20 protein-coding genes are annotated in these 21,611 nt (G+C 33.5%); 9 read left to right on the top strand and 11 right to left on the bottom strand.

Translation table 11 applies throughout. The features are described 5' to 3' along the window. Positions 1 to 235: 235 nt before the first annotated feature. From ACIQ0M_RS13055 to ACIQ0M_RS13005, 11 genes are all read right to left on the bottom strand, one after another. On the bottom strand, positions 236 to 1,153 hold the full coding sequence (locus ACIQ0M_RS13055; protein ID WP_396152943.1) for an alpha/beta hydrolase: 918 nt from the start codon (positions 1,151 to 1,153) through the stop codon (positions 236 to 238). Between the two features lie 2 nt (positions 1,154 to 1,155). After that, positions 1,156 to 6,216: a T9SS type B sorting domain-containing protein gene (locus tag ACIQ0M_RS13050; protein WP_396152942.1), complete on the bottom strand. Its 5,061-nt coding sequence runs from the start codon at positions 6,214 to 6,216 to the stop codon at positions 1,156 to 1,158. 32 nt (positions 6,217 to 6,248) lie between these two features. Then, positions 6,249 to 8,540 carry a choice-of-anchor L domain-containing protein gene (locus ACIQ0M_RS13045; protein ID WP_396152940.1) on the bottom strand — a complete coding sequence of 764 codons (2,292 nt, stop codon included), beginning with the start codon at positions 8,538 to 8,540 and terminating at the stop codon, positions 6,249 to 6,251. A gap of 16 nt (positions 8,541 to 8,556) precedes the next feature. Beyond that, positions 8,557 to 9,396 carry an ABC transporter permease gene (locus tag ACIQ0M_RS13040; protein ID WP_396152938.1) on the bottom strand — a complete coding sequence of 280 codons (840 nt, stop codon included), beginning with the start codon at positions 9,394 to 9,396 and terminating at the stop codon, positions 8,557 to 8,559. A gap of 37 nt (positions 9,397 to 9,433) precedes the next feature. Then, positions 9,434 to 10,330: an ABC transporter ATP-binding protein gene (locus ACIQ0M_RS13035; protein WP_396152936.1), complete on the bottom strand. Its 897-nt coding sequence runs from the start codon at positions 10,328 to 10,330 to the stop codon at positions 9,434 to 9,436. A gap of 84 nt (positions 10,331 to 10,414) precedes the next feature. Further along, entirely contained in the window at positions 10,415 to 10,654 is a 240-nt protein-coding gene (locus tag ACIQ0M_RS13030; RefSeq protein WP_396152933.1) for a hypothetical protein, read from the bottom strand. A gap of 155 nt (positions 10,655 to 10,809) precedes the next feature. Then, positions 10,810 to 11,868 carry a nucleoid-associated protein gene (locus ACIQ0M_RS13025; RefSeq protein WP_396152931.1) on the bottom strand — a complete coding sequence of 353 codons (1,059 nt, stop codon included), beginning with the start codon at positions 11,866 to 11,868 and terminating at the stop codon, positions 10,810 to 10,812. Positions 11,869 to 12,029: 161 nt separating this feature from the next. After that, positions 12,030 to 12,266: a four helix bundle protein gene (locus ACIQ0M_RS13020; protein WP_396152929.1), complete on the bottom strand. Its 237-nt coding sequence runs from the start codon at positions 12,264 to 12,266 to the stop codon at positions 12,030 to 12,032. Between the two features lie 103 nt (positions 12,267 to 12,369). Beyond that, complete coding sequence (locus tag ACIQ0M_RS13015) at positions 12,370 to 12,909, bottom strand: hypothetical protein (RefSeq protein WP_396152927.1); 540 nt, start codon at positions 12,907 to 12,909, stop codon at positions 12,370 to 12,372. A gap of 86 nt (positions 12,910 to 12,995) precedes the next feature. After that, positions 12,996 to 13,574, bottom strand: a complete 579-nt coding sequence (gene nudK / locus ACIQ0M_RS13010) for a GDP-mannose pyrophosphatase NudK (RefSeq protein WP_396152925.1) — start codon at positions 13,572 to 13,574, stop codon at positions 12,996 to 12,998. Continuing rightward, positions 13,574 to 14,050 (bottom strand): hypothetical protein, encoded by a 477-nt coding sequence (locus ACIQ0M_RS13005; protein ID WP_396152923.1) that lies wholly within the window; start codon positions 14,048 to 14,050, stop codon positions 13,574 to 13,576. The genes nudK and ACIQ0M_RS13005 overlap by 1 nt, the downstream gene beginning before the upstream one ends. 134 nt (positions 14,051 to 14,184) lie before the next feature. Between ACIQ0M_RS13005 and ACIQ0M_RS13000 the strand changes: the two genes are divergently transcribed. The 9 genes from ACIQ0M_RS13000 to ACIQ0M_RS12960 form a co-directional block, all read left to right on the top strand. After that, a complete protein-coding gene (locus ACIQ0M_RS13000; protein WP_396152921.1) occupies positions 14,185 to 16,338 on the top strand; it encodes a carboxypeptidase-like regulatory domain-containing protein in 2,154 nt (717 codons plus the stop codon). Positions 16,339 to 16,539: 201 nt separating this feature from the next. After that, the gene (locus ACIQ0M_RS12995; protein ID WP_396152919.1) at positions 16,540 to 16,944 is read left to right on the top strand and encodes a DUF2141 domain-containing protein; all 405 of its coding nucleotides are present in this window, start codon (positions 16,540 to 16,542) and stop codon (positions 16,942 to 16,944) included. Positions 16,945 to 16,948: 4 nt separating this feature from the next. After that, entirely contained in the window at positions 16,949 to 17,575 is a 627-nt protein-coding gene (locus tag ACIQ0M_RS12990; RefSeq protein WP_396152917.1) for a hypothetical protein, read from the top strand. 2 nt (positions 17,576 to 17,577) lie between these two features. Beyond that, positions 17,578 to 18,915: a 2TM domain-containing protein gene (locus ACIQ0M_RS12985; protein WP_396152915.1), complete on the top strand. Its 1,338-nt coding sequence runs from the start codon at positions 17,578 to 17,580 to the stop codon at positions 18,913 to 18,915. A gap of 11 nt (positions 18,916 to 18,926) precedes the next feature. Continuing rightward, the gene (locus ACIQ0M_RS12980) at positions 18,927 to 19,226 is read left to right on the top strand and encodes a 2TM domain-containing protein (protein ID WP_396152913.1); all 300 of its coding nucleotides are present in this window, start codon (positions 18,927 to 18,929) and stop codon (positions 19,224 to 19,226) included. A 10-nt stretch (positions 19,227 to 19,236) separates the two neighbouring features. Next, positions 19,237 to 19,545: a 2TM domain-containing protein gene (locus ACIQ0M_RS12975; RefSeq protein ID WP_396152911.1), complete on the top strand. Its 309-nt coding sequence runs from the start codon at positions 19,237 to 19,239 to the stop codon at positions 19,543 to 19,545. A gap of 89 nt (positions 19,546 to 19,634) precedes the next feature. Continuing rightward, positions 19,635 to 20,390, top strand: coding sequence for a LytR/AlgR family response regulator transcription factor (locus ACIQ0M_RS12970; protein ID WP_396152909.1), 756 nt, complete (start codon positions 19,635 to 19,637; stop codon positions 20,388 to 20,390). A 195-nt stretch (positions 20,391 to 20,585) separates the two neighbouring features. Next, a complete protein-coding gene (locus ACIQ0M_RS12965) occupies positions 20,586 to 21,095 on the top strand; it encodes a hypothetical protein (protein WP_396152907.1) in 510 nt (169 codons plus the stop codon). 107 nt (positions 21,096 to 21,202) lie between these two features. After that, positions 21,203 to 21,611, top strand: a 409-nt coding sequence (locus ACIQ0M_RS12960) for a transposase (protein WP_396152905.1), incomplete at its 3' end; no start/stop codon positions are given.

Genomic DNA, 21,611 nt, shown 5'->3' with positions numbered 1-21,611 from the left:
TTAAAATGAAGTCTACAAGCTTCTTCACTTCCAAAATTTGCCGTAAAACTGAATAAATTCATCGCTTTTTTTTATCAAATATAAGGCTTTTTATTTAATTATGGGTAATTGCGGACAATCAAATTAACAATAAACATGGTTCTAAAAACAATTGAAGGTATATTTTTTTAACATTTCTTTTTAATAACTTTTTTTTAAAAGACAGAAATGTTATTTTTTGAGATAAATTGAGGTTTTATCTTTTTAACAAAAATTCCATAGGAATATGAAGCCGTTTTTTCCAAGCATTTTCAGAGTGATTTTCTCCTTCAAATTTTTGAGTTATCCAGTTTTCATTTGAAAATCCTTTGGATTTCATAATTGCATCCACTTTGGTTTGTAAAGGTGGATACAAAGCATCTAATTCTTCAGTACCATAATCGAAATAAAACTTATTTTGATTAGGTTTTGGAAGATTATTAGTTAAGTAATTATAAAATATTTCAGGTATCGGATTGTTTTCCACTTCAAAAGTACCCGGCCAATGCGTTGATAAACAAGCTGCACCACCAAAAACGTTTGGATATTCACAAACGGCATACATAGAGATTAACCCACCCATACTTGAACCGGCGATGAAGGTGTTTTCTTTATCAATTAATGTGGAATAGGTAGAATCAATAAAAGGTTTGAGTTCTTCTACAATAAACTTTAAATAATTATCAGAGGAAGGTGTAAACTCCGCAGACATTCCAATTTTTTTCAAAGAAACACCAACGTTTTCTTTTTCTTCTTTTGATAAACTCTCGTAAGGTTTTTGAGGAAAATATTCTTGATGTCTATTTTCTTTTGTATTCCAAATGCCTATAACAATGGTGTTTTTTATTTTTCCTTCACGCATCAGTTTTGTCAAACATTCATCAACTCCCCATTCGGTTTTGTTAAAAGTAGTAGTGGAATCAAAAAGCATTTGTCCATCGTGCATGTATAAAACAGCATACTTTTTCTTGGGCGAATAATTCTGAGGAAGCCAAACACCTATATTTCGAGCTTGTACATTAACTGATTTATAGTTTTCATAAACCTCTAAAATACCATATTTTACGGATTTTTTTTGAGCATTTATTATTGTTAAATTAAAACAGATAAAAATTAATATGAATACTTTTTTCATCGTTATCGTTTTAGAGAAAAATGTCCTTTCGCTGTTCTTCCATCTTCAAATTCTATCGAATACCAATAATCATCCGATGGTAGTGGTTTTCCATTGTAAGTCCCGTCCCAACCTTCACCGGTTGTTCCAATTTGTTTAATTAACTTTCCAAATCGGTTAAAAATATAAATAATGGAATTAAAATTATATTTTTCATTTGCTCCTCTTATTTTCCAAGTGTCATTAAAACCATCGCCATTTGGAGTAAAAAATTTAGGCACTCCAAGAACAGCAATTTCTTGTTCCACCACACCGCAGCCATTCAAATCTTTCACATATACGGTATAGATTCCTGCAATGACATTTTCAAAAAAGTTAGCCGTTTGGTAAAGTCCGTTTTCAGAATCTAAGCTGTAAACATAATTTCCGGAACCGCTTACAAAAACGGTTACTGTGTTATTTTCAACTAAATCAACCACAACAATATTTTCAAAAGTGGCTGGTTGTGAGTAAACAATTTCGATGATTCTTTCTTGTGTACAACCAAACGTATTTGTAACAATCACTTTATAAATTCCATCTTCATCAACTGTTAAGTTATAATTTGTCTCGCTTGGGATAAGTACATCATTTCTAAACCATTGATATGTAAAATCGGAAATGTTACCATCCGTTAATCCGGCATCAAATGTGACAGCATCTACCCCAAAACAAATAATTTCCTTGAAACCTTCCTCTAATTGAGGTAATGGATTTACTATAAAGTTAATAGTAGTTGAAACACTACAACTTGTATTGGTAGAATTAGTTAAAACAGCAGCAATGGTTTGCGTTTTAGTTCTAAATGTAACGGGTAACGGATTAATTTCAATTCCATTTTCGTTAAAATAGGTAATAATAATCCCGGTTTGACTTCCCAATAAAGTAGTATTAAATGAAGAAGTATCAAAACTGAAAAAACCATCCTCTTCATTATCATTATCACAGCTAATTTGGTTAGGAATTACATTGGCAATAAAGGGTAGCTTATCTACAATAAATGTTAGTGATGTTTCCTCCGAGCAGGGTCCGGTCGGGTCTTGCGTAGTTGCATTTGTCACTACAATTTTAATCGTCTGAGAAGCGGTTAAAAACGGATTTGGTAACGGGCTTGGTAAAGGAGTATTATTTTCATCAAAGTAGGTAATAATAAAATTACTCGGATTTTGAGTACCAAGTAAATCGGTTAGAATTGAGGAAGTATCAAATGGAAACAGTCCGTCCTGATTATCATCACATTCAATCTTATTTGAAAGAGAAGTTAATATTGGTAATGGTTCAACAGTTAATTCTATATACGGACCCAGACCAAAGCAAGCATTATCCAAAGTACTTTCTACCCGAACCCAAATTTGCTGAAAGTTTGGTGAATTTGTATTTCTAAAACTACTACTATTTGTAATTTCCAGTGAATTCCCGTTACTGTCAGTTTCTGCAAGTGCGTCTGCTTCTGTTTCATAGTACTTGATTGTAAAAGGGGTTGAAGCCGGTAAAATCCCTATCAAGTCAGTTGTTACACTGCTAAAATCAAAAGTGGAAATTCCATCTCTATCGTCGTTTGCAGTATCAACAAAGTCATCACATTTGGCAAAAGTGCGGAGAAAACTTGACGGTATTTGTGTAGCTGAAACAAAAATATCAATTTGACTAATTTCATAGCATCCTAATGTATTTTCAACCCTAACCCAAACAGTGGAATTCCCCGTATTATGAGCTACCGGGTTTGTAATTTGTAATGATGAATCATTATTTTCTGCAGCAATTTGTGATGTAAAATAGGTAAAAGTTTCATTTGCAAAATTGGCTGAGATGACATCATTTTTTTGAAGTAAGTTTACATCAGAAATACCATTATTTGTATCATCGTTATCACATTGAATGATTGATATTGGCGATGTTAAAATGGGGGTTGGATTGATTGTTAATATAGCTGAATCAGAAATTAATCCACAACTATTTCCAATCCGATTTAAAACTACCCGATAACGATAGTTATTCATAGTATTAACAGCTCCTGTGATTTGTAATATTGCTGTTGTAGCTCCGGAGTAAGTTGTATTGTTTGAAATGTTGGCCCAATTTGTTCCATTGTCAACACTAAGTTGCCATTGATAACTATCTGAAATGGTTCCCGTAAAGGTAAAACTTGTATTTTGAAAATTACAAGCTGTTTGATTGGTCGGTTGAGCGGTAATCTCAATAGGTGCTGGAATCGTATAATTTAAGTTTGGAATCGTGTAACCTCCCGAACCCAAAACCAGTCCATTGGCATCAACAGAAAAAGATGAGTTACCTAAAAGTCCATCACCGTTTCCATCTGTAAATCCGGCTTCTATGACATCGTTACACAGATCACCATCACTGTCTAATGAAATATAGTTTAGAATTCCATCTGCATTAGTGTCAGCGATAGTATAATTTAAAACACCATTATTTGAACCGCTTTCTAAATTATTAAACAGGCCATTGGTTCCAAAATTAGAACCATCAATCACACCATTTTGATTAGCATCAGGAGCATTTGAACCCGATTCAATTAAATCATAAATTCCATCATTGTCACTGTCTAAATCCAAATAATCAGGAATTCCATCACTATCCGAATCAATTGGTACGAGCCCAACTCCAAAGGCATCACTAATCCCATCATTATTTGAATCTATTGGGGTGGAGGCTATAAAATTTTCTCCTTGTGCTTCAATGTTATCAGGAATCCCATCGTTATCGCTATCTAAATCCATTGCGTCAGCAATTCCATCCCCATCCGAATCTTTAGGAATACAGGTGGTTATAAATTTGAAGCTAGCTTTTGAGGAGTTTTCAGAAATATTTTTGTGCGTGATTGATATAAAATCAGTTAAATTAACCATGAATTTGAACGTACCTGTTCCTGCTGCAAGTGGCACTGCACTATTCAATCGAAAACGAATTTGGAATGATGAATATTCAAAAATACCATTTTCAAAGATACCGTCATAATTGGTGTCTACTAACAACTGTCCGTCAGGATTCAGTAGTGTAATAGTTTTATCAACTGCAGTCTCTATTATAAATTCTCCCGTTGAGGATAATAAATCGGCATTATTTGCTGTTAGCACATACTCCATCGCTAAACTAATGGGCTGGGCAAAATCAATTCGATAGGAAACAGAATTGTCTTTCCCATTAGCGGGTTGCATTACAAAATCACCGTTTGTATTTCCGACAAGAGGTTGTGCTACCGCCGTAGCCGGACCATCAGTACTAATTGTACCCGTGAATGAATTAGTATAATTTCCAATAGCTATAGTCCCTATACTGGTATCACTGAGATTAATTTCTTGGTTACCAAATGATTCCGTACAATTAGCAATGCCATCATTATCAAAATCTTGATCAACATTGTTATTTACATTGTCATTATCAGTATCTAAAGGACAATCACTTACAGGAATTTCATCAGAAATTAAAGTAATTCCACATTCTGTTACAGTGGCAGAAAGATAATAAAAACCGGGTTGTGTAGGAGTATATTCAGGATTTGTTGCACCTGAAATTGGATTTCCATTAAAAAACCATTGATAAGTATCAAATGGAGAAAGAGTGTTAATGGATAAGTTAACGTTTGGAATACAATTCGAAGAATTAATATCGAGTCGATCAAAAGAAATTTCGGGTTTGAAGGTAAAACCAGAATAATAGCCACCATATGTTGCTGCTGAATTAGACCCAAAGTACGAAAGATACAATTGTTTGGTAGAAAAAACAGAAATGTTTCCGGTCAGTCCAACAATTTGATAAGTTTCATAGTTAGTATTCCCTATAATTGAAAATGGACCTTGCACATTAATTCCGGCAGGTAGAGTTGTTAAGGTATAATTGGTTCCATTAACTATAAAATTTAAGTCAGCTCCGGTTTCTGTAACAATATTAATTCCGCTGTTTGTGGTATAGGATATGCTTCCAATTAAATTGATTAGCGGAATATTGTCAATAATTTTTGGGGTTTGACAGCTTAGGGGTGGAACAAAGTACATTTCTTGATTGGCTTGTATCGCACCTCCAACGCCTTGATAGGCAAAAACATTTTTTGAGGTTTGCACATACATATTTCCTTGAGCACTATAAAAACCACCTTCAATAGCTAAATATTCACCGGCATTTATAATTTGTGCTAAAGTGCCATTAATAGAGACCTCTGTATTGTCTTCGTGAGCAACAATTAAAGCCTTTTCTGTTAGATTATCTCCGAAACCTCGCACAAAAATATATTCAGTTCCTGTTCTTTCAACAGAAACAATTTGATCAATTCCTACATCTAAGTTGTTATCAACATTTCCGTTTGTACCAGCAAATGAACCACAATTAACCACAATTGGTTTATCAGAACTTACCAACGCTCCAATTAATCCATCTCGATTGGAGAAGTTAGGTCCCGTTACACCCATAACAAAACTCTCCCCGCGATTTAATAAAATATTACCCGGATTATTACCAACTCCTGCATTATTAATTAATTGTACACCAGGTTTAATGTCACTAAATGAAACTGTTGTATTGTTTTCAGTTGCCAAAATGGATATAAAGGTCAAGTGATTGTTAGTGTATCCCGAATTTGATAAGCCGGTATTTGTAAATGCCCCAATTCTAAATTGAGTTCCCAATCCTGCTAAGCCTTTAGAGACGATTCCGGTTGCTTGATTGCTTGCTGAAGATGCCGTAAAACGGACAGCGGCATAAATCTGGTCTTCCGCTTCAATGATAAAACCTTTATTAGCAAAAACACTATTCAAGTTCGTTGCCGGCACAAACAAAGGTGTGCTTTCCCCAAATCCGATAGTATAAACAAAGGGTACATCTCTGGAAACTGTACCATTTATAGTTGTACCTCCAATTGGATTTATTGTAAAATTTACAGGGGTTAAACTTGGAGATGAAATATAAATGTATTGATTTTGAATCGGTTGTTGATTGGTTCCCGTTATTGGTGGTATATAGTGTGTCTTACTAAATTGAGCAAAACAATTTAAAGTAAGTAGGAGAAAAAATAAAGCAATTTTTTTCATGTTCTTTTTCAAAGGATAACAAAGATAATGAATTATCTTTTTAGTGCGAAGTGTCCTTTGATGATTCTTCCGTCTTCCAGATACAAAATAAACCAATAATCTGAGGCTAGTAGGGGAGAACCCGAAAAGTTTCCGTCCCAACCGACACCATTGGAGCCAATTTGTTTCAACAATTTTCCATAACGATTGAAGATAAAAATTTTTGCACCAGGTTGATTTAAGTTTTCAATTTTCCAATAATCATTGATACCATCGCCATTAGGGGTAAAGAATTTGGGGTAATCTAACACAACTATTGATTCAAAAGTAGGCTCGCAACCATTTAAATCATTAATGGTAATGGAATATTCACCTGCACTTACATTCGTAAAGATTGGACTATCTTGAAAAAAACTTCCATCCAATGAAAAAACATAATTTCCCAAACCGGTATAATTGATCTCAACAGTATTATTGCTGTCTGCAAAGTCCTTAATTATTACCGATGTTATGGTAGCCGGACCCGAAGCAGTAACTAAAAATGTCTTTTGAGCTAAGCAACCACCCGTATTAGCAACAGTTACCGTGTAAGTTCCGGCTTGATTAATTACAATTTCCGGAGTTGTTTCTCCATTATTCCAAACATAGCTTTCAAAAATATCATCTACACCAATAATTAACGAATCATTTTCACATAAAAAAAGAGTTTCGTCTTCAAAATTTGTTGGTTCAAATGTTTTGATGTTTACAGTAATTGGAATAATTCCAAAACAGCTTACTCCATCGGTAATTCTCGCAAAAATTATTTCCTGAAAAGCTGTTAAATTAGTGTAGGGAGAAGCGATTTGATTTATTTGAATCTGTGCATCTCCTTCTGTTGGATAATAATTTACAACTAAGCCAGGTGTGAAATTTGATAATATAGTAGGTGAAATTTCATTATTTAAATCGATTGCTGTGATTCCATTTTGTTCATCATCACTATCGCAAACTGCAAATGGTGAAATTGTTACTGTGCTGGTTGACGTAGAAAGTGTCACTTCCGAAACACCAAAACAACCAAAATTATTTTGCAATCGGGCATAAATAACTTGGTTTACAAGTGTGTTTTGAAAAGACGAAAAATTAGCAATTGGATTTTGTGCATTTTCTGCGTCCGTTTGCGTGAGGTAATAAAAAGGAGAACCTACGTTTGTGTTTGAACCAATTACACCATCATTTGCATCGTTTAAATTGAACAATGCAAAACCATCGCCGTCTGAATCACATTGTGTTAAAGTAGTGTCGTCCGGTAAAGGATTTGTACTGTATTCAATTTCAATTTCGCCAAAAGAAGAACAGGTTGCATTGAAAATGACTTCCACTTTATAAATTCCAAATTCATCTACCAACAAAGTTGGACCGGTTTCACCAATTAATTCAATCGTATTTCTAAACCATTTATAACCAATAGCAGTTGAATTGGTAGCGTCTAATAATAAAGTTTCATCCGGACAAAGCGGATTTCCTGTAGAAATGAGTCGGTCTACACCCAAATCGGTTTCAACGGTAAAACTTCCGCCACCTAAAAAAATTGCCGAATCATATAAATTATTTCCTTGGTCAGCTATAACTAATTTAATATGGTATAAAACGCCGGGTACAACACTGCTTTCAGCTTTTAAAATTTTGGTTTGACCATTGTAATTGGTGGGATGTTCAAATCCATTGAACGCATCAAAATATTCTTCGTTAGCAGGCGGACAAATGGTTCCCGAACCGCGAACAGTTGGAATTTTTACAGGAATGTTTGTGCCGGGAACAACAGCTAAATTTGTATAATCGGATGAACTGGCTTCCTTTAACAAAAAAGCAAAACCATCAGAGAAATTACATTGGTTCGGACTCGGATTGGACAAATATTGTTCGGAAGAAAAAATATATTCAAAACTTACTTTGTTGGCAAACGGAAGAAAGTCAAACTCAATGACCGTAGCGTTGATGGTGTTGTTTTCGTTAATTGCATTTTGCAAATCATTATCACCGGGCCAACTGGTAGGACCTTCGCTGAGCAGGTTTCCATTTGGACCAACCGCAGAGGCAGCTCTTCCGGTTGAAATAATAACACCGTCTTCAAACGGAAATGAAGTGCCGGATGAATTGAAATAGCCATAACTGTTTCCACTCGTAAATGCCCAACCTGAAACTGAAATGTTAGAGACATTGGCACAAGAGGAATTGATGAGAATGTTTTCTACTAAATCTTCAACAGTTCGGTTGTCATCCACCTGAATATATTGTGAATAACTACTTTGTGTGAAAGCAATCGTAATCAGTAAAAAGGCAATGTTTTTGGCAAACTTCATAGCGTTTGCAAAGATACTACAAATCTCTTTTCTGAAGAATTTTATACGACATTAACACAAAAATAACAATCCAACAAACTACGATGAGCATCGAATACCAATGAACACCATAATCTTTACTATTTGCTTGTCCGCCAATGGTTTCCTCTATATTTTTGATTACGCTTAAACGAGTGAATGGTTCTTTTATCAAATTAGACATTGATTCTAAGGGTAAAAATTGAGCGATAGTATCAGCTGTATCAGAATTTTTGAAAATTCTCCATTTCATTACACCAATAATGATACCTTCGATAATATTCCATACAAACAAAAATCCGATTGCAAAAGCCGATCTTTTTACTAGTATTCCAAGGAATAAACAGAAAGAGAAAAAGGCAGTTAGTTTTAAAAAGTAGGCTAGAATGTATTCTAAATCTGAAAAAACAATACCAACTTCATTATACGATGAAAAACTCAATCCTAACAAAAGTGACATAATGAAAACAAATACTGTTGATGCCAAGGCAAAAACCAAAACGGTTAAAAATTTAGATCGAATGAATTCTTTTTTACTGAAACCATCAATTAAATTTTGTTTTAAGGTGCCGTAAGTATATTCATTTGCCATCATTGAAACAATAACAATAGCAAGGAAAAATTTTAAAATAGCAGCAATATACGTGTTAAAATGCCAAATATACGGGAAGTTGAAAATGCCTTGCTCGGCAATTCGCAATTCAAAATTTCCAATATTAAATTTGATGGAAGCGATTAAGGCAATGAACGAAAGTATCACAAAATAAGCAATCGTTAAAACCCTACTGGCTTTGTTTTTCCATATTTTTTGAAATTCTATTTGGAGAAGTCTTGTCATGAGAAAGGTGATTGGTTAATGGTAATAGGTGATCGGTTTAGTTTTTGTTGGTCAATTGTAAAAACTGTTCTTCTAAACTGTGTTTTCGTTTAACTAAATGGTTGAGGTAAATTCCTTTATCTACTAAATATTTATTCATGTCTTTTGCTTCCAAAGAAGATTTTAAATAAACAACCAATTTGCCTTCTTCCAACTCCATTTTTTCAATGGCGGGATGATTTTGTAAAGCTGATTCTAATTCATTTAAGTTATCTGATTGAAGTTCAAAAAAGCCTTCGTTGGAAATCATTCCGTCTACTTTTCCGGAATATAGAATTTCTCCTTTGCGTAAAACTAACACGTGACTACACACTTTTTCCACTTCGTCCAAAAGGTGCGAAGCCAATAAAATAGTAGTTCCTTGCGAAGCAATGGTCTTGATGATATCGCGAATCTGACGAATTCCTTGCGGATCTAATCCGTTAGTAGGTTCATCTAAAATTAAAATTTCAGGGTCGTTTAGTAGGGCAGAAGCAATCGCTAAACGCTGTTTCATTCCCAACGAAAAAGTTTTGAATTTGCTGTCTTTTCTATCTAAAAGGCCAACAACTTCTAGTTTTTCTGCGACCTTGTTGTAAGATGCTCCTTTGATTTTACAAACCAATTCCAGATTTTCTTGGGCAGTCATGTAGGGGTAAAAATTTGGACGTTCAATGATGGCTCCTACTTTTTTGAGAGCTTCGTGCGTTTCCATCGTTCCGCCAAACCATCGGTATTCTCCGGATGTTTTGTTCACAACATTCAATACAATACCTAACGTAGTCGATTTTCCGCTACCGTTTGGACCGAGAATTCCGTAAACATTTCCTTTTTTGATTTCAAGTGATACGTTTTTAACCGCATGAACCGCTCCAAATCGTTTGTTTAGATTTTCAATGGTGAGAATAGTTTCCAAGATAATTTGTTTAGTCGTTACAGATAGGACGACTAAGTTACCATTTTGTTACGAATGTTCTTGAAAAACCTAATTTTTTGAATTTTATAATTGAATTTGTCTTCTTTTGAAAATCATATTCAATGTTTCATTAATGTCTTGCAATTCGGGTGTCAACGAAATCAGGCGACCTCTCGTGTCTTCGGTCATTTTTTTTCCGCAACAGCGGCATTGGTATTCGCTAAAATGGTTGGTAATTTTTCTGGTTGATCGAAATTTGTGCCCCAAAATGGAGCAAATAACGGAAGTGCCCGAAACGGACGGATTGGTTGTGTAGGTTTTCATAAGTGTGGTATTTAAATTGTGGCAAGGGAAACTTACTCAATAAAACACAAAAAACAAAAAAAAGTCGATAAGAAACTGAAAATTTACACATTAAGAGGTAAAAGATTACAAATAAAAAAAATCCTCAATCAGTTAACTAATTGAGGATTTGTGATTTAAGATTTTTGTTCTTTATTAAAATAAACTAAGTAGTAATACATTTGCTTTTCTTCGTCCCAGCCTTTCTCTACAAATTTTTCGGCACTTTCGGGGTTGATGAAATCGAGTTTAATTTGAATGTTAGTGTCCAAATTAATTACGTTTTTAATTTTCTTTCGGGCATCAGAAACAGCTGCATTGGCAATCGGGAAGTTGGTGACATCTTCGATGCTGTATTTTTCACCTTTATCAACTTTATAACTTTTAAATTCAGGAATTAAATCGGGATTATCCATGACTTCATTCAAGAAATTGGTTTCTTCAAACTCATCATTCTTAGCAAAATAATTCACCGAACGATTCATAAACATCACTTCTTGCTTTTTGTCTTCCGCAGGAAATACAACATCTTTTGCAAAATCTTGACAGAATTTCAAGTATTTTTTAGTGATAAAATTTTCATCTTGAAAAGCATCTACGCTTAAAAAATGTTCCAACCAATAACGAGCATCATATCGATTACTGTCAACGGTTAGAATTTTATAGCCTTCCTCTTTTTTGTAATTGAAAATCAAACAACCTTTATCCAGTTTATTCAAATTGATACCGTGTTGAAGCAACATTTCTAAATTCGTCCCTTTTTCTTCAAATTGTAAAAAGTCAGATTGTAACTCACTTTTAAAAATACCCAAGGCATCTACTTGATTATTATCTATGGTAAGATGCGAAAAGTGAGCAACATAAACCTCACCATTTTTAATATGCGGATGGTTGGATTGTTCAAAAAGATGTTTCGTAATTTTCTTAGAAATATCGTGAATGTTGGCCGGATTTTCAAAAACTTCTGAAGCCAATTTGAACATATCATTGTATCCTAAATCTACTTCATGAGCAAATTGATAATAGTTTTCTTCTTTCTCACGGAACGACTTTAGGAAAAACTCTTTCAACAACGGTGTAATTTCGTCATTGGTTTGATATGGATGTTCCGATAAAAAAATAGCCTCGTTACGGCTTTTGTTTCCAACTCGGTGGATGGAAAGGGATTCGATGTGGGCGTTGAATAAATTTATCATAAGGTTCTAAGGTGCTGAGGCACTAAGGTTCTAAGGTTTTATTTTAGGTCTTTAATTTTGTTGATAAATGAAACTAACATTCGTTCTACTTCTCTAGATTTTTCATGTAGAATGTTAAATTCATTTTCATTTAAATAGTCAATATTTTTTGCAATCTCAATTTAGGTTTGCATTTCAAATAAAGAACTCAAGGCTATATTAAGGAATTTTAAATAATCATTTTTCCCTTGTCTTCCATAACCTTCAGCAATATTACTGGGAATTGAAATGGAACTTCTTCTAATTTGTGAAGTTAATCCAAACTGCTCGTCTTTTGGAAATAATCTAGTGAATTTGTAAATGTCGGTAACTAAGTTCATGGCTTTTTGCCAAATCAAAAGGTCTTTGAATTTGCTCATAATAAAAATTGTATGGTTTATAATTGAATTATAAATGAATACAATTTTAGCAACATTTCCAAACCTTAGTTCCTAAGAACCTTAGTAACTCAGTACCTTAACATTAATTCCAATTCTCCTCAAACCCAAAATCTTCAAAAGAATCGTCCCCGCCTTCAAACATATCCAAATCGTCTTCGTCTAAATCGTCTTCAAACTCAGAAAATAAAGAATCTTCATCGGCCTCAAAAGTCGGGTCATTGGCACCAATAGGCATTAATCCGTGTGAGAACAACAATTCCGGATAAGTGGCTCCAATTTGTCTTTCTTCGATGGCGGCTAATTCAACCAAAAACGTCCACATATTCAGAAAATCATATACATAAATGATTTTGGTTTGCTTTTCATACAGCATATCTTCCAACGATAAATCGCTCATAATTCGCATTTCGCCGGGAACATCGCCTGTATCAAAAAGCGGAATTTCATCTTCTTGATTCCAGTTGTCATCACAGGTGTAAAAGGAAGCCATTTCACTTCCGTCAAAGCCAAAAGCATTCACAATGGAATTGTGTAAATCTTCTAAAGTATCCGTGTTTTCGATGGCTAAATCTCTAAAAACATCGTCTTCGTTGTCGAGTATTACTCGTAATTTGTAAATCATCTTCGTTGCATTTTTACGGAAGGCAAAAGTAACGATTATTTACGATTTATGTGGGAAGATTTGTGAATTGTTGATAAGATTTTAGATTACAAAAGCTGACGGTTTTTTGCATGTAACAACAACATTATCGTCTTCGCGTCTTTAATTTCACCGTTATATACCATTTCCAAAGTTTGGTTAAAATCGATTTCCAACACTTCAATGTATTCGTGTTCAGTAGCTAATCCACCGCCTTCACTCACTTTCATTTCGGGTTGGTATTCGGCTGTGAAAAAGTATAAAATTTCTGTGACAGCTCCTGGCGACATATAGGCTTCAAATACTTTTTTGACGTCTTGAATGCGGTAACCGGTTTCTTCTTCGGTTTCGCGTTTGATACAGTCTTCCGGATTTTTTTCGTCTAACAATCCGGCACAAACTTCAATCATCATTCCGCTTTCGTTTCCGTTTAAAAATGTGGGTAATCGAAATTGACGGGTTAAAATAACCGTTTGTTTTTCTCTGTTGTACAATAGAATCGCAGCACCATTTCCGCGATCATATACTTCTCTGCGTTGGATTTCGGGTTCGCCGTTTTCAGGAGTAAATTCGTAAGTAACTTTGTTAAGTAAATACCAATTGTCGGAAAGTAATTCGGTTTTGGTGATTTGGATTTTTGGGTTCATTAAAAAAAAGTGAATGTGTGTCGTTTGCCAACTTTTAATTTTAAATCCATGTCAGAAAGTATAGACTTAATAATAGCTCCAACAAAATCTCCTGCATCACCATTACTTAACGGACCCGACATAAAACAAGTAGGCATAAAATCATTATAGTGAAAATAACTTTGGTATAATCGCACTTCACCATTAACAGAATTATAAAGGTTATATACACCCATAAAATCATTTCTTGTATAAAAAAAGTGTTGTTTACTGAAAGTTATTTTTGGAATTTTATTTTGTAAATCATCAAACGTTTTCAATTGTTTTTGAAATTCTGTGATTTGTTGTTTTAATATGACTTTGTGATTCTCATTTTTATCTAACGCTTCAACTTTTGTTGACTCTAAGAGTCCAATGCTAAAAGAATCGACTTTGTTTTCTTGGCTAAAAACAAGTGAGAGATATAAAAGAAATAGTATTGAAATTGTTTTTTTCATAAAAAACTTATTGATGTAAAGTTACAAAAAAGTGAATAGGTTTACAATTCATCCCTTAATTTTCACATTTCAGTAACATTCAATTTTAAAATAATCTAGTTTGAAGCAACTTTGTCTCATCAAAATCAAACGAAATGAAAACTATTATTACTTTTTTACTTTTTATCTTAGCGATGCAAAGTTATGCTCAAACCGAAGTTTCAGGTAAAATTACCGATGAAAAAGGTATCGCCATTCCAGGAGCAAACATTTATTTAGAAGGAACGTATGACGGAACTTCATCCGATGAAAATGGAAATTTTACCTTTTCAACTTCAGAAACCAGAACTAAAATAATAGTGGTTAGTTTTCTTTCATGTGAAACATTCAAAAAACAAATTGAGGTTTCCAATTTCAAAAATCAAACCATCAAACTCAGAGAAAGTGTCAATACTTTAGATGCTGTAATTGTGACAGCCGGAACGTTTGAAGCCGGTGATAAAGCCCGTGTTTCTGTGCTTAAACCATTAGATGTTGTTACCACTGCCGGTGCAGCCGGAGATATTATCGGAGCGTTAAACACCTTACCGGGAACTCAAACAGTGGGTGAAAGCGGTCGATTATTCGTTCGTGGTGGTGAAGCCGATGAAACCCAAACGTTTGTGGATGGACTTCGAGTGGCTCAGCCTTATGGAGCAACGGCTCAAAATTTGCCCACTCGCGGACGTTTTTCACCATTTTTATTTAACGGAGTTTCGTTCTCAACAGGAGGTTACAGTGCCGAATTTGGTGAAGCACTTTCAAGTGTATTGACTTTAAATACCATTGATGAACCTATTCAAGAGCAAACCGATATTTCATTAATGACGGTTGGATTAGGAATCGGAAATACGCAAAAATGGAATAAAAATTCGTTGACGTTTAATGCTGCGTATATCAACTTGGAGCCCTATCAAAAATTAGTTCCACAAGCAGTAGATTGGAATAAACCGTATCAATCGTTAGCAGGAGAATTGGTTTATCGTTATCAGTTTAAAAACGGCTTATTGAAAGTATATGGAGCTTTTGATGTGGCTCAATTTGATATTAATGAGGAAGATATCAATCAACCCGAGAAAGTGCGTTTTGATTTACGAAACGATAATTTTTATGGAAATGCTTCGTACAAAGGAACTTTCGGCGAAAATTGGAATTTGCATACTGGAGTGAGTTATGGATTGGGATTAAACAAAATCGGAATCAATTCAAATCAAGTGAAAAATGACGAAAATGCTATTCATTTAAAAATGAAAGTGGGAAAGAAAATTACGGAAAGAATCAAAATCACAGCCGGAGCGGATTATTTTGTGACTGATTTTGATGAAGAATTTACTGAATTTGAAGGTCAATCGTTCAACGTTGGTTATCAAAATTCAATTGCAGCGGCTTATGCAGAATCAGATATTTTCTTTAGTAAAAAGTTAGCGATGAAAATAGGAGCAAGGGCTTCACAAAACAGTTTGTTGGATGAATTCCGACTTTCACCAAGAGCTTCATTTGCTTATAAAATTTCAAAAAACGGACAATTTTCTTTCGCTTATGGAGACTTTGTTCAAACGCCAAGAGCTGATAACATCAAATATTCTGATGATTTTGAATCGGAAAAAGCAAGTCATTATATCTTGAATTTTCAACATAATAAGGATGGACGTTTGTTTAGAGCTGAAGCATATTATAAAAAATACGATGATTTGGTGAAATTTGATACGAATGGAGCTCAATTCAATTCCGTTTTTACCAATGAAGGATCCGGTTTTGCAAAGGGACTTGATATTTTTTGGCGAGATAATAAAACGTTCAAAAACACTGAATACTGGGTTTCGTATTCATACATCGATACTGAACGTGATTATTTGAATTTCCCAAGCCAAGTCACTCCTAGTTTTGTTGCGGATCATACCTTGTCAATCGTTACAAAACATTGGATTGAAGATTGGAAATCACAAATTGGATTCACCTACATAGTTAATTCAGGTCGTCCGTATAACAATCCAAATGAATTGGAATTCATGAACGGAAAAACCAAAGCTTTTCAAAATCTGAGTTTCAACTGGGCGTATCTGCTTTCACAACAAAAGATTTTGTATTTCTCGGTTTCTAATATCATTGGAACGGATAATGTATTTGGATATCAATATGCCAATTCACCGGATATCAATGGTCAATTTCAACGAAGAGCTATTGGACAACCCGCCGACCGTTTCTTTTTTGTTGGTTTCTTTTGGACGATTAGTGATAATAAGAAAACGAATCAGTTGGAGAATCTATAGGTTCTGAGTTACTAGGGCTCTAAGGAACTAAGGTTTTTAAATGACAATTAACTCAGCACCTTAGAACCTCAGTGCCTTAGTACCTTAAAAAAACAGTTCATCCTCAAAAATCAACAATTCAGTCAAACTCTTTTTTAAAATGATGATTTTCAAACGAAATTTGACTCATCAATAATCAATAAACCTATAAATTAACACGATATGAAAAAATTACTATTTATGATGATTTTGTGCTTTAGTAGCCATGCATTTACTCAAAACAAACTAACGGTTCAGGTAAAAGGATTGAAAAACAATAAAGGCCAAGTTGTAGTTGGTTTGTATCAAGGCGAAAAGAACTTTTTACGAAAAGTATATTTTGGAAAAGTTGTTTCTATCTCAAACAATGAAGCAGTTGTGGAATTCGATCATTTACCCTCAGGCGAATTTGCGATTTCCTTATTTCATGATGAAAACGAAAACGGAAAATTAGAAACAGGATGGTTTGGTATTCCGAAAGAAGACTATGCTTGTTCAAACGGAGCAAAAGGTTTCATGGGACCACCAAAATATTCAGATGCAAAATTTAAAATAAACGAAAACAAAAAAATAACTATAAAAATCTAAAATCATGACAAAAATTATCATTACCATCGTTTTACTTGTGACTTCACAATTATTTTCACAAGGTCAGTTTGAGCAAGGAATGGGAAAAGCATTCGCTCTTTGGGGAGAAGGAAAAAACAATGAAGCATCGGCCATGTTTGAACGCATTGCTTCAGCAGAAAAGGAAAGTTGGTTGCCTAATTATTATGTGGCTTTAGTGAATACCACAACGGCTTTTTCAACAAAAGATAAAGATCAAATGAACGCATTGCTTACCAAAGCACAGTCAGCATTAGATGTTGAATTAAATAAATACCCAAACAATGCTGAATTATTAGTCATGCAAGCCATGATTCATACTGCCTGGATTGCTTTTGACCCAATGACCAACGGCATGAAATTATCGGGAAAAGTTATGGAATTGTATGGAAAAGCAGAACAAATTGAGCCTAATAATCCCCGAGTAGTGCTTAGTAAAGCTGAATTTGAAATGGGCTCTGCTCGATTTTTTGGAACAGATATCAAACCAATCTGTGCCCAAATTGACAAAGCAATCGAACTTTTTGCTACTTTTAAACCTCAAACGGTTTTTCACCCAAAATGGGGATTAGACAGAGCAAAAGAAGTTGCAAAAGACTGTAAACAACAATAATTATGCAAAAGTATATCAAAGAATTTCCCAGAGCAACGTGGATTAATATCGCTGTTTTTGTAGTGTTAGTTTTTATACGACTATTAACGGTAGGAACCATTGATTTTGATTTAAACTTGCTTGTCCATTTTGGTTATACCATGTTATACGGATATTCTTTATACTTTGCTAATAGTTTTGTTTTTAGTAAGTTGGATTATTTTTTCAAAGACAATCGATTTAATCGAAAGCGTATAATCATCGGAGGAATAGCTTCTTTTATGGTCTCAATGATTGTTATCTTTTTAATGCGAATAGTTGAAGATGTAATTATTGAAAAGAAATCGCTAAACGAATTTTTATCCGCCGAAAATCCTTCCAATTATATCGTGGCGATGGTGATCACGCTTATTATAACTCTGGGAATTCACGCTTTTTATTTTTATAAAGCGTATCAAGAAAACAAAGTAAAAGAACAAAAGGTTATTGCAGGAACAGCTTCGGCACAGTTTGAAAGTTTAAAAAATCAAATCGATCCCCATTTTTTGTTTAATAGTTTAAATGTGTTGAGTTCATTGATTGAAGAAAATCCGGAAAGTGCTCAAAAGTTTACCACTTCATTGTCTAAAATTTATCGTTATGTTTTAGAACAAAAAGACAAAGAGCTGGTTTCTGTTCAAGAAGAATTAAATTTCGCTAAAACCTACATGAATCTCTTGAAAATGCGGTTTGAAAATAGCATTACATATGATTTGCCTACTGATTTTTCTAATGAGGAAGCCAAAGTAGTTCCATTATCATTGCAGCTATTATTAGAAAATTGCATCAAACACAATGTTGTGAGCGAAAGCAAGCCATTGCATATTAAAATTTACATTGAAAATAATTTTTTAGTAGTTGAAAATAATTTACAAAAGAAAGAAGTGTTGTCCGACAGAAAAGGAGTAGGACTACAAAACATAGTGAATCGCTATGCTATTCTGACCAAACGAAATGTGTTGGTAGAGGAAAATGAAAATGCATTTAAAGTATTATTACCCATTTTAACAAAACAAATTACAATTATGGAAACGCAAACAAAATATAATGAAAATATGGCTTACACGCGAGCTAAAGAACGAGTAGAAAACTTAAAAGGTTTTTATGGAAATTTAATTTCCTATTGTGTGGTTATTCCGGTATTAATAATCATTAACCTGAATACTTCAAATTTCCAATGGTTTTGGTTCCCGATGTTGGGTTGGGGGTTAGGAGTTGTTTTTCATGCTTTGGAAACTTTTGGTTATGGTAAATCATGGGAAGAACGTAAAATTCGAGAGATATTGGAGAAAGATTCTAAACAAAAAAACAATTGGAATTAATAAGTATGAGTATGGAAACGAAATCAGAATATGAAAGCTACTTAAAAGCAAGTAAACACGTAAAGGAAATCAAGGGATTCTATATTCATTTGTTGTGTTATGTATTGGTTATTTCTTTATTGGTTTATTTAAACCTAAAGTATTCACCCGAGCATTTATGGTTTATTTATCCCTTGACCGGCTGGGGTGTAGGGTTGATTGGTCACGCGATCGGCGTTTTTGGAACTAATACACTTTTCAGTAAAAACTGGGAAGAAAAAAAAATAAAAGAATTTATTGACGAGGAACAAAGAAAAAATACGAATTTATAAAACTATAATTATGAATATTCAAGACGAAATTAAATACCAAGAAGCAAAGAAAAGAGTTCAAAAAGTGAAAGGGTTTTACACACATTCAATTGTTTATTTAGTGGTAAACATGATGATTATCGTGGTAAATATTCAAGATTTAGCTCCCGGGGAATCCTATTTTCAGTTTAAAAATTTTATGACAGCCTTTTTTTGGGGAATCGGACTTGTTGCTCATGCATTTTCGGTTTTTGTCCCGCAATGGTTTTTAGGAAATGATTGGGAAGAACGAAAAATAAAAGAAATCATGGAAAAAGAGAAAAATAATAAATGGGAATAAATATATTTCAAGTTTTCGATTCGCTTCTAATCAGGTTTAGAACTAGAAATTTCGATTAAGCACTACCTTTAACCGATTACCCTTAAATCATGAGAATAATAATCATTGAAGACGAAAAACCGGCTGCTCGATTGCTGCAACGCAAGGTTGAAAAATTAGGATTGCAAGTAGAAACGCTTTTGCATTCTGTGGAAGAAGCTTTACATTGGTTTCATTTCAATGAGCATCCGGATTTAATATTTTTAGATATACAATTATCAGATGGTTTATCGTTTGAAATTTTTGAAAAGATTGAAATCAAAAGTGCTGTTATATTTACTACAGCATTTGATGAATATGCGTTACGTGCCTTTAAATTAAACAGTATTGATTATTTGCTAAAACCAATTGATGAAGAAGATTTGGAAATTGCAATAACAAAATTCAAAAATCAATTTCAAAAGAGCAGTATATCAACTTTAGACTTTGAAGCAATCAAACGTATGCTCGTAAATCCTACTGAAAAGACATATAAACAACGTTTTACTATCAAAGTAGGCGAACATTTGAAAATGATTTCAATCGAGGAAGTGGAATGTTTTTTCAGTGAAAACAAAGGCACATATCTTCACACGATTGACAACCGTGATTATTTGTTGGATGTGACATTAGAACAATTAGAATCAGAATTAAACCCGAAAGATTTTTTCAGAGTGAGTCGAAAATTCATCATTCCTTTAAAAACAATTAAAGATATTGTGGTGTATAGTAATTCGCGACTAAAAGTAGTTTTGCCCACTTACAAAGCCGACGAAGTAATCGTTAGCCGTGAGCGGGTAAATGATTTTAAAGAATGGTTGGGATAAAAAAAAGACTGTCAATTTGGACACTGTTTAATAATAAAAATTTATTTTTATTATTCTTCAAAATGTTAAATTTTTACTGAATTAACTATTGAATTGATTGCCTTTTGTTTTTTGTCTATCATAAATTTATAGTAAGAATTATCTTATCATTATCTACGTGAAATTATTTTAGAAAAGTATTAAAAATAAATTTAAATGAAAAAGTTAGATAAAATAAGCATAGGTGATGTATTAGCATTTAATTTGAATAATGGTTTCTATAGAGTTTTTATATGTACAAAAAGAGAAATAGAAAGATCTCCACATTATTATATTTTTTCATGCTTGAATTATAACAGCAAAAGAGTTCCAACAGTTGCTGAAGTTTTAGAATGTGATTTTTTCGGAGCTATTACCCGGATTACTAATTATCTTCCTTATTCAGATGCAGAAAATGAAAAGATATGGTCTTTCTACCCAAATATAAAACCAAATATTTTAGGAAACTATGGGATACTAATTTTACGAAAAGATTTAACAAAATTCACTGATAGAATTGAAAAAATTTGCACCTTTAAAATTATTGAAAATTTAGATTTGTATGGAACTGGAAGTATGAATGCAAGTGATTGGGACTATATTAATGATTTTTTTGAAGAAGATTACAAAAAAATTCTCTTAGAAAGAGGCCAAAATCTTTTTAAAGTAGGGGCAATTGTTTACTGATTCCTTTAAAATACTTTTAGCTAAAAAAAGACTGTCAAATTGGATGACAGTCTTTTTTTTAAATTTATTGTCTTGTCCTGAAATAGCGATACACAAACTTCATCGTTATGGAAAACCTTCAAGAAAATCGCTATGTTAAGCGAACCCAGAAAGACTACTCGATGTCTTTAAAGCTTCAAATTGTTCAAGAAATAGAGCAAGGAAAATCTACAATTACCCAAATACGAAAACAATATGGTATTCAAAGTCATGGAACTGTTTTGGGTTGGCTCAGAAAATTTGATAACTTTGATTGGGAGAATCAAACCCCTTTAAATATGTCAAAATCTCCAGAACAAAAAATAATGGAACTTGAGGCTCAAGTCAAGTTATTAGAAAAGCAAAAAGCTTTTTTAGAACAACAAGCTTTTGTTGCCGATAAGAAAGCTATTATTTTTGATATGATGATTGATATTGCCGAACAAGAATATAAAATCGATATACGAAAAAACTTGCCACCCGAACAATCGACCAATT

This window comes from Flavobacterium sp. (assembly GCF_044339515.1).
In the GTDB taxonomy this organism is placed as follows: domain Bacteria; phylum Bacteroidota; class Bacteroidia; order Flavobacteriales; family Flavobacteriaceae; genus Flavobacterium.
This window is presented reverse-complemented; position numbering and strand designations above follow the sequence as displayed.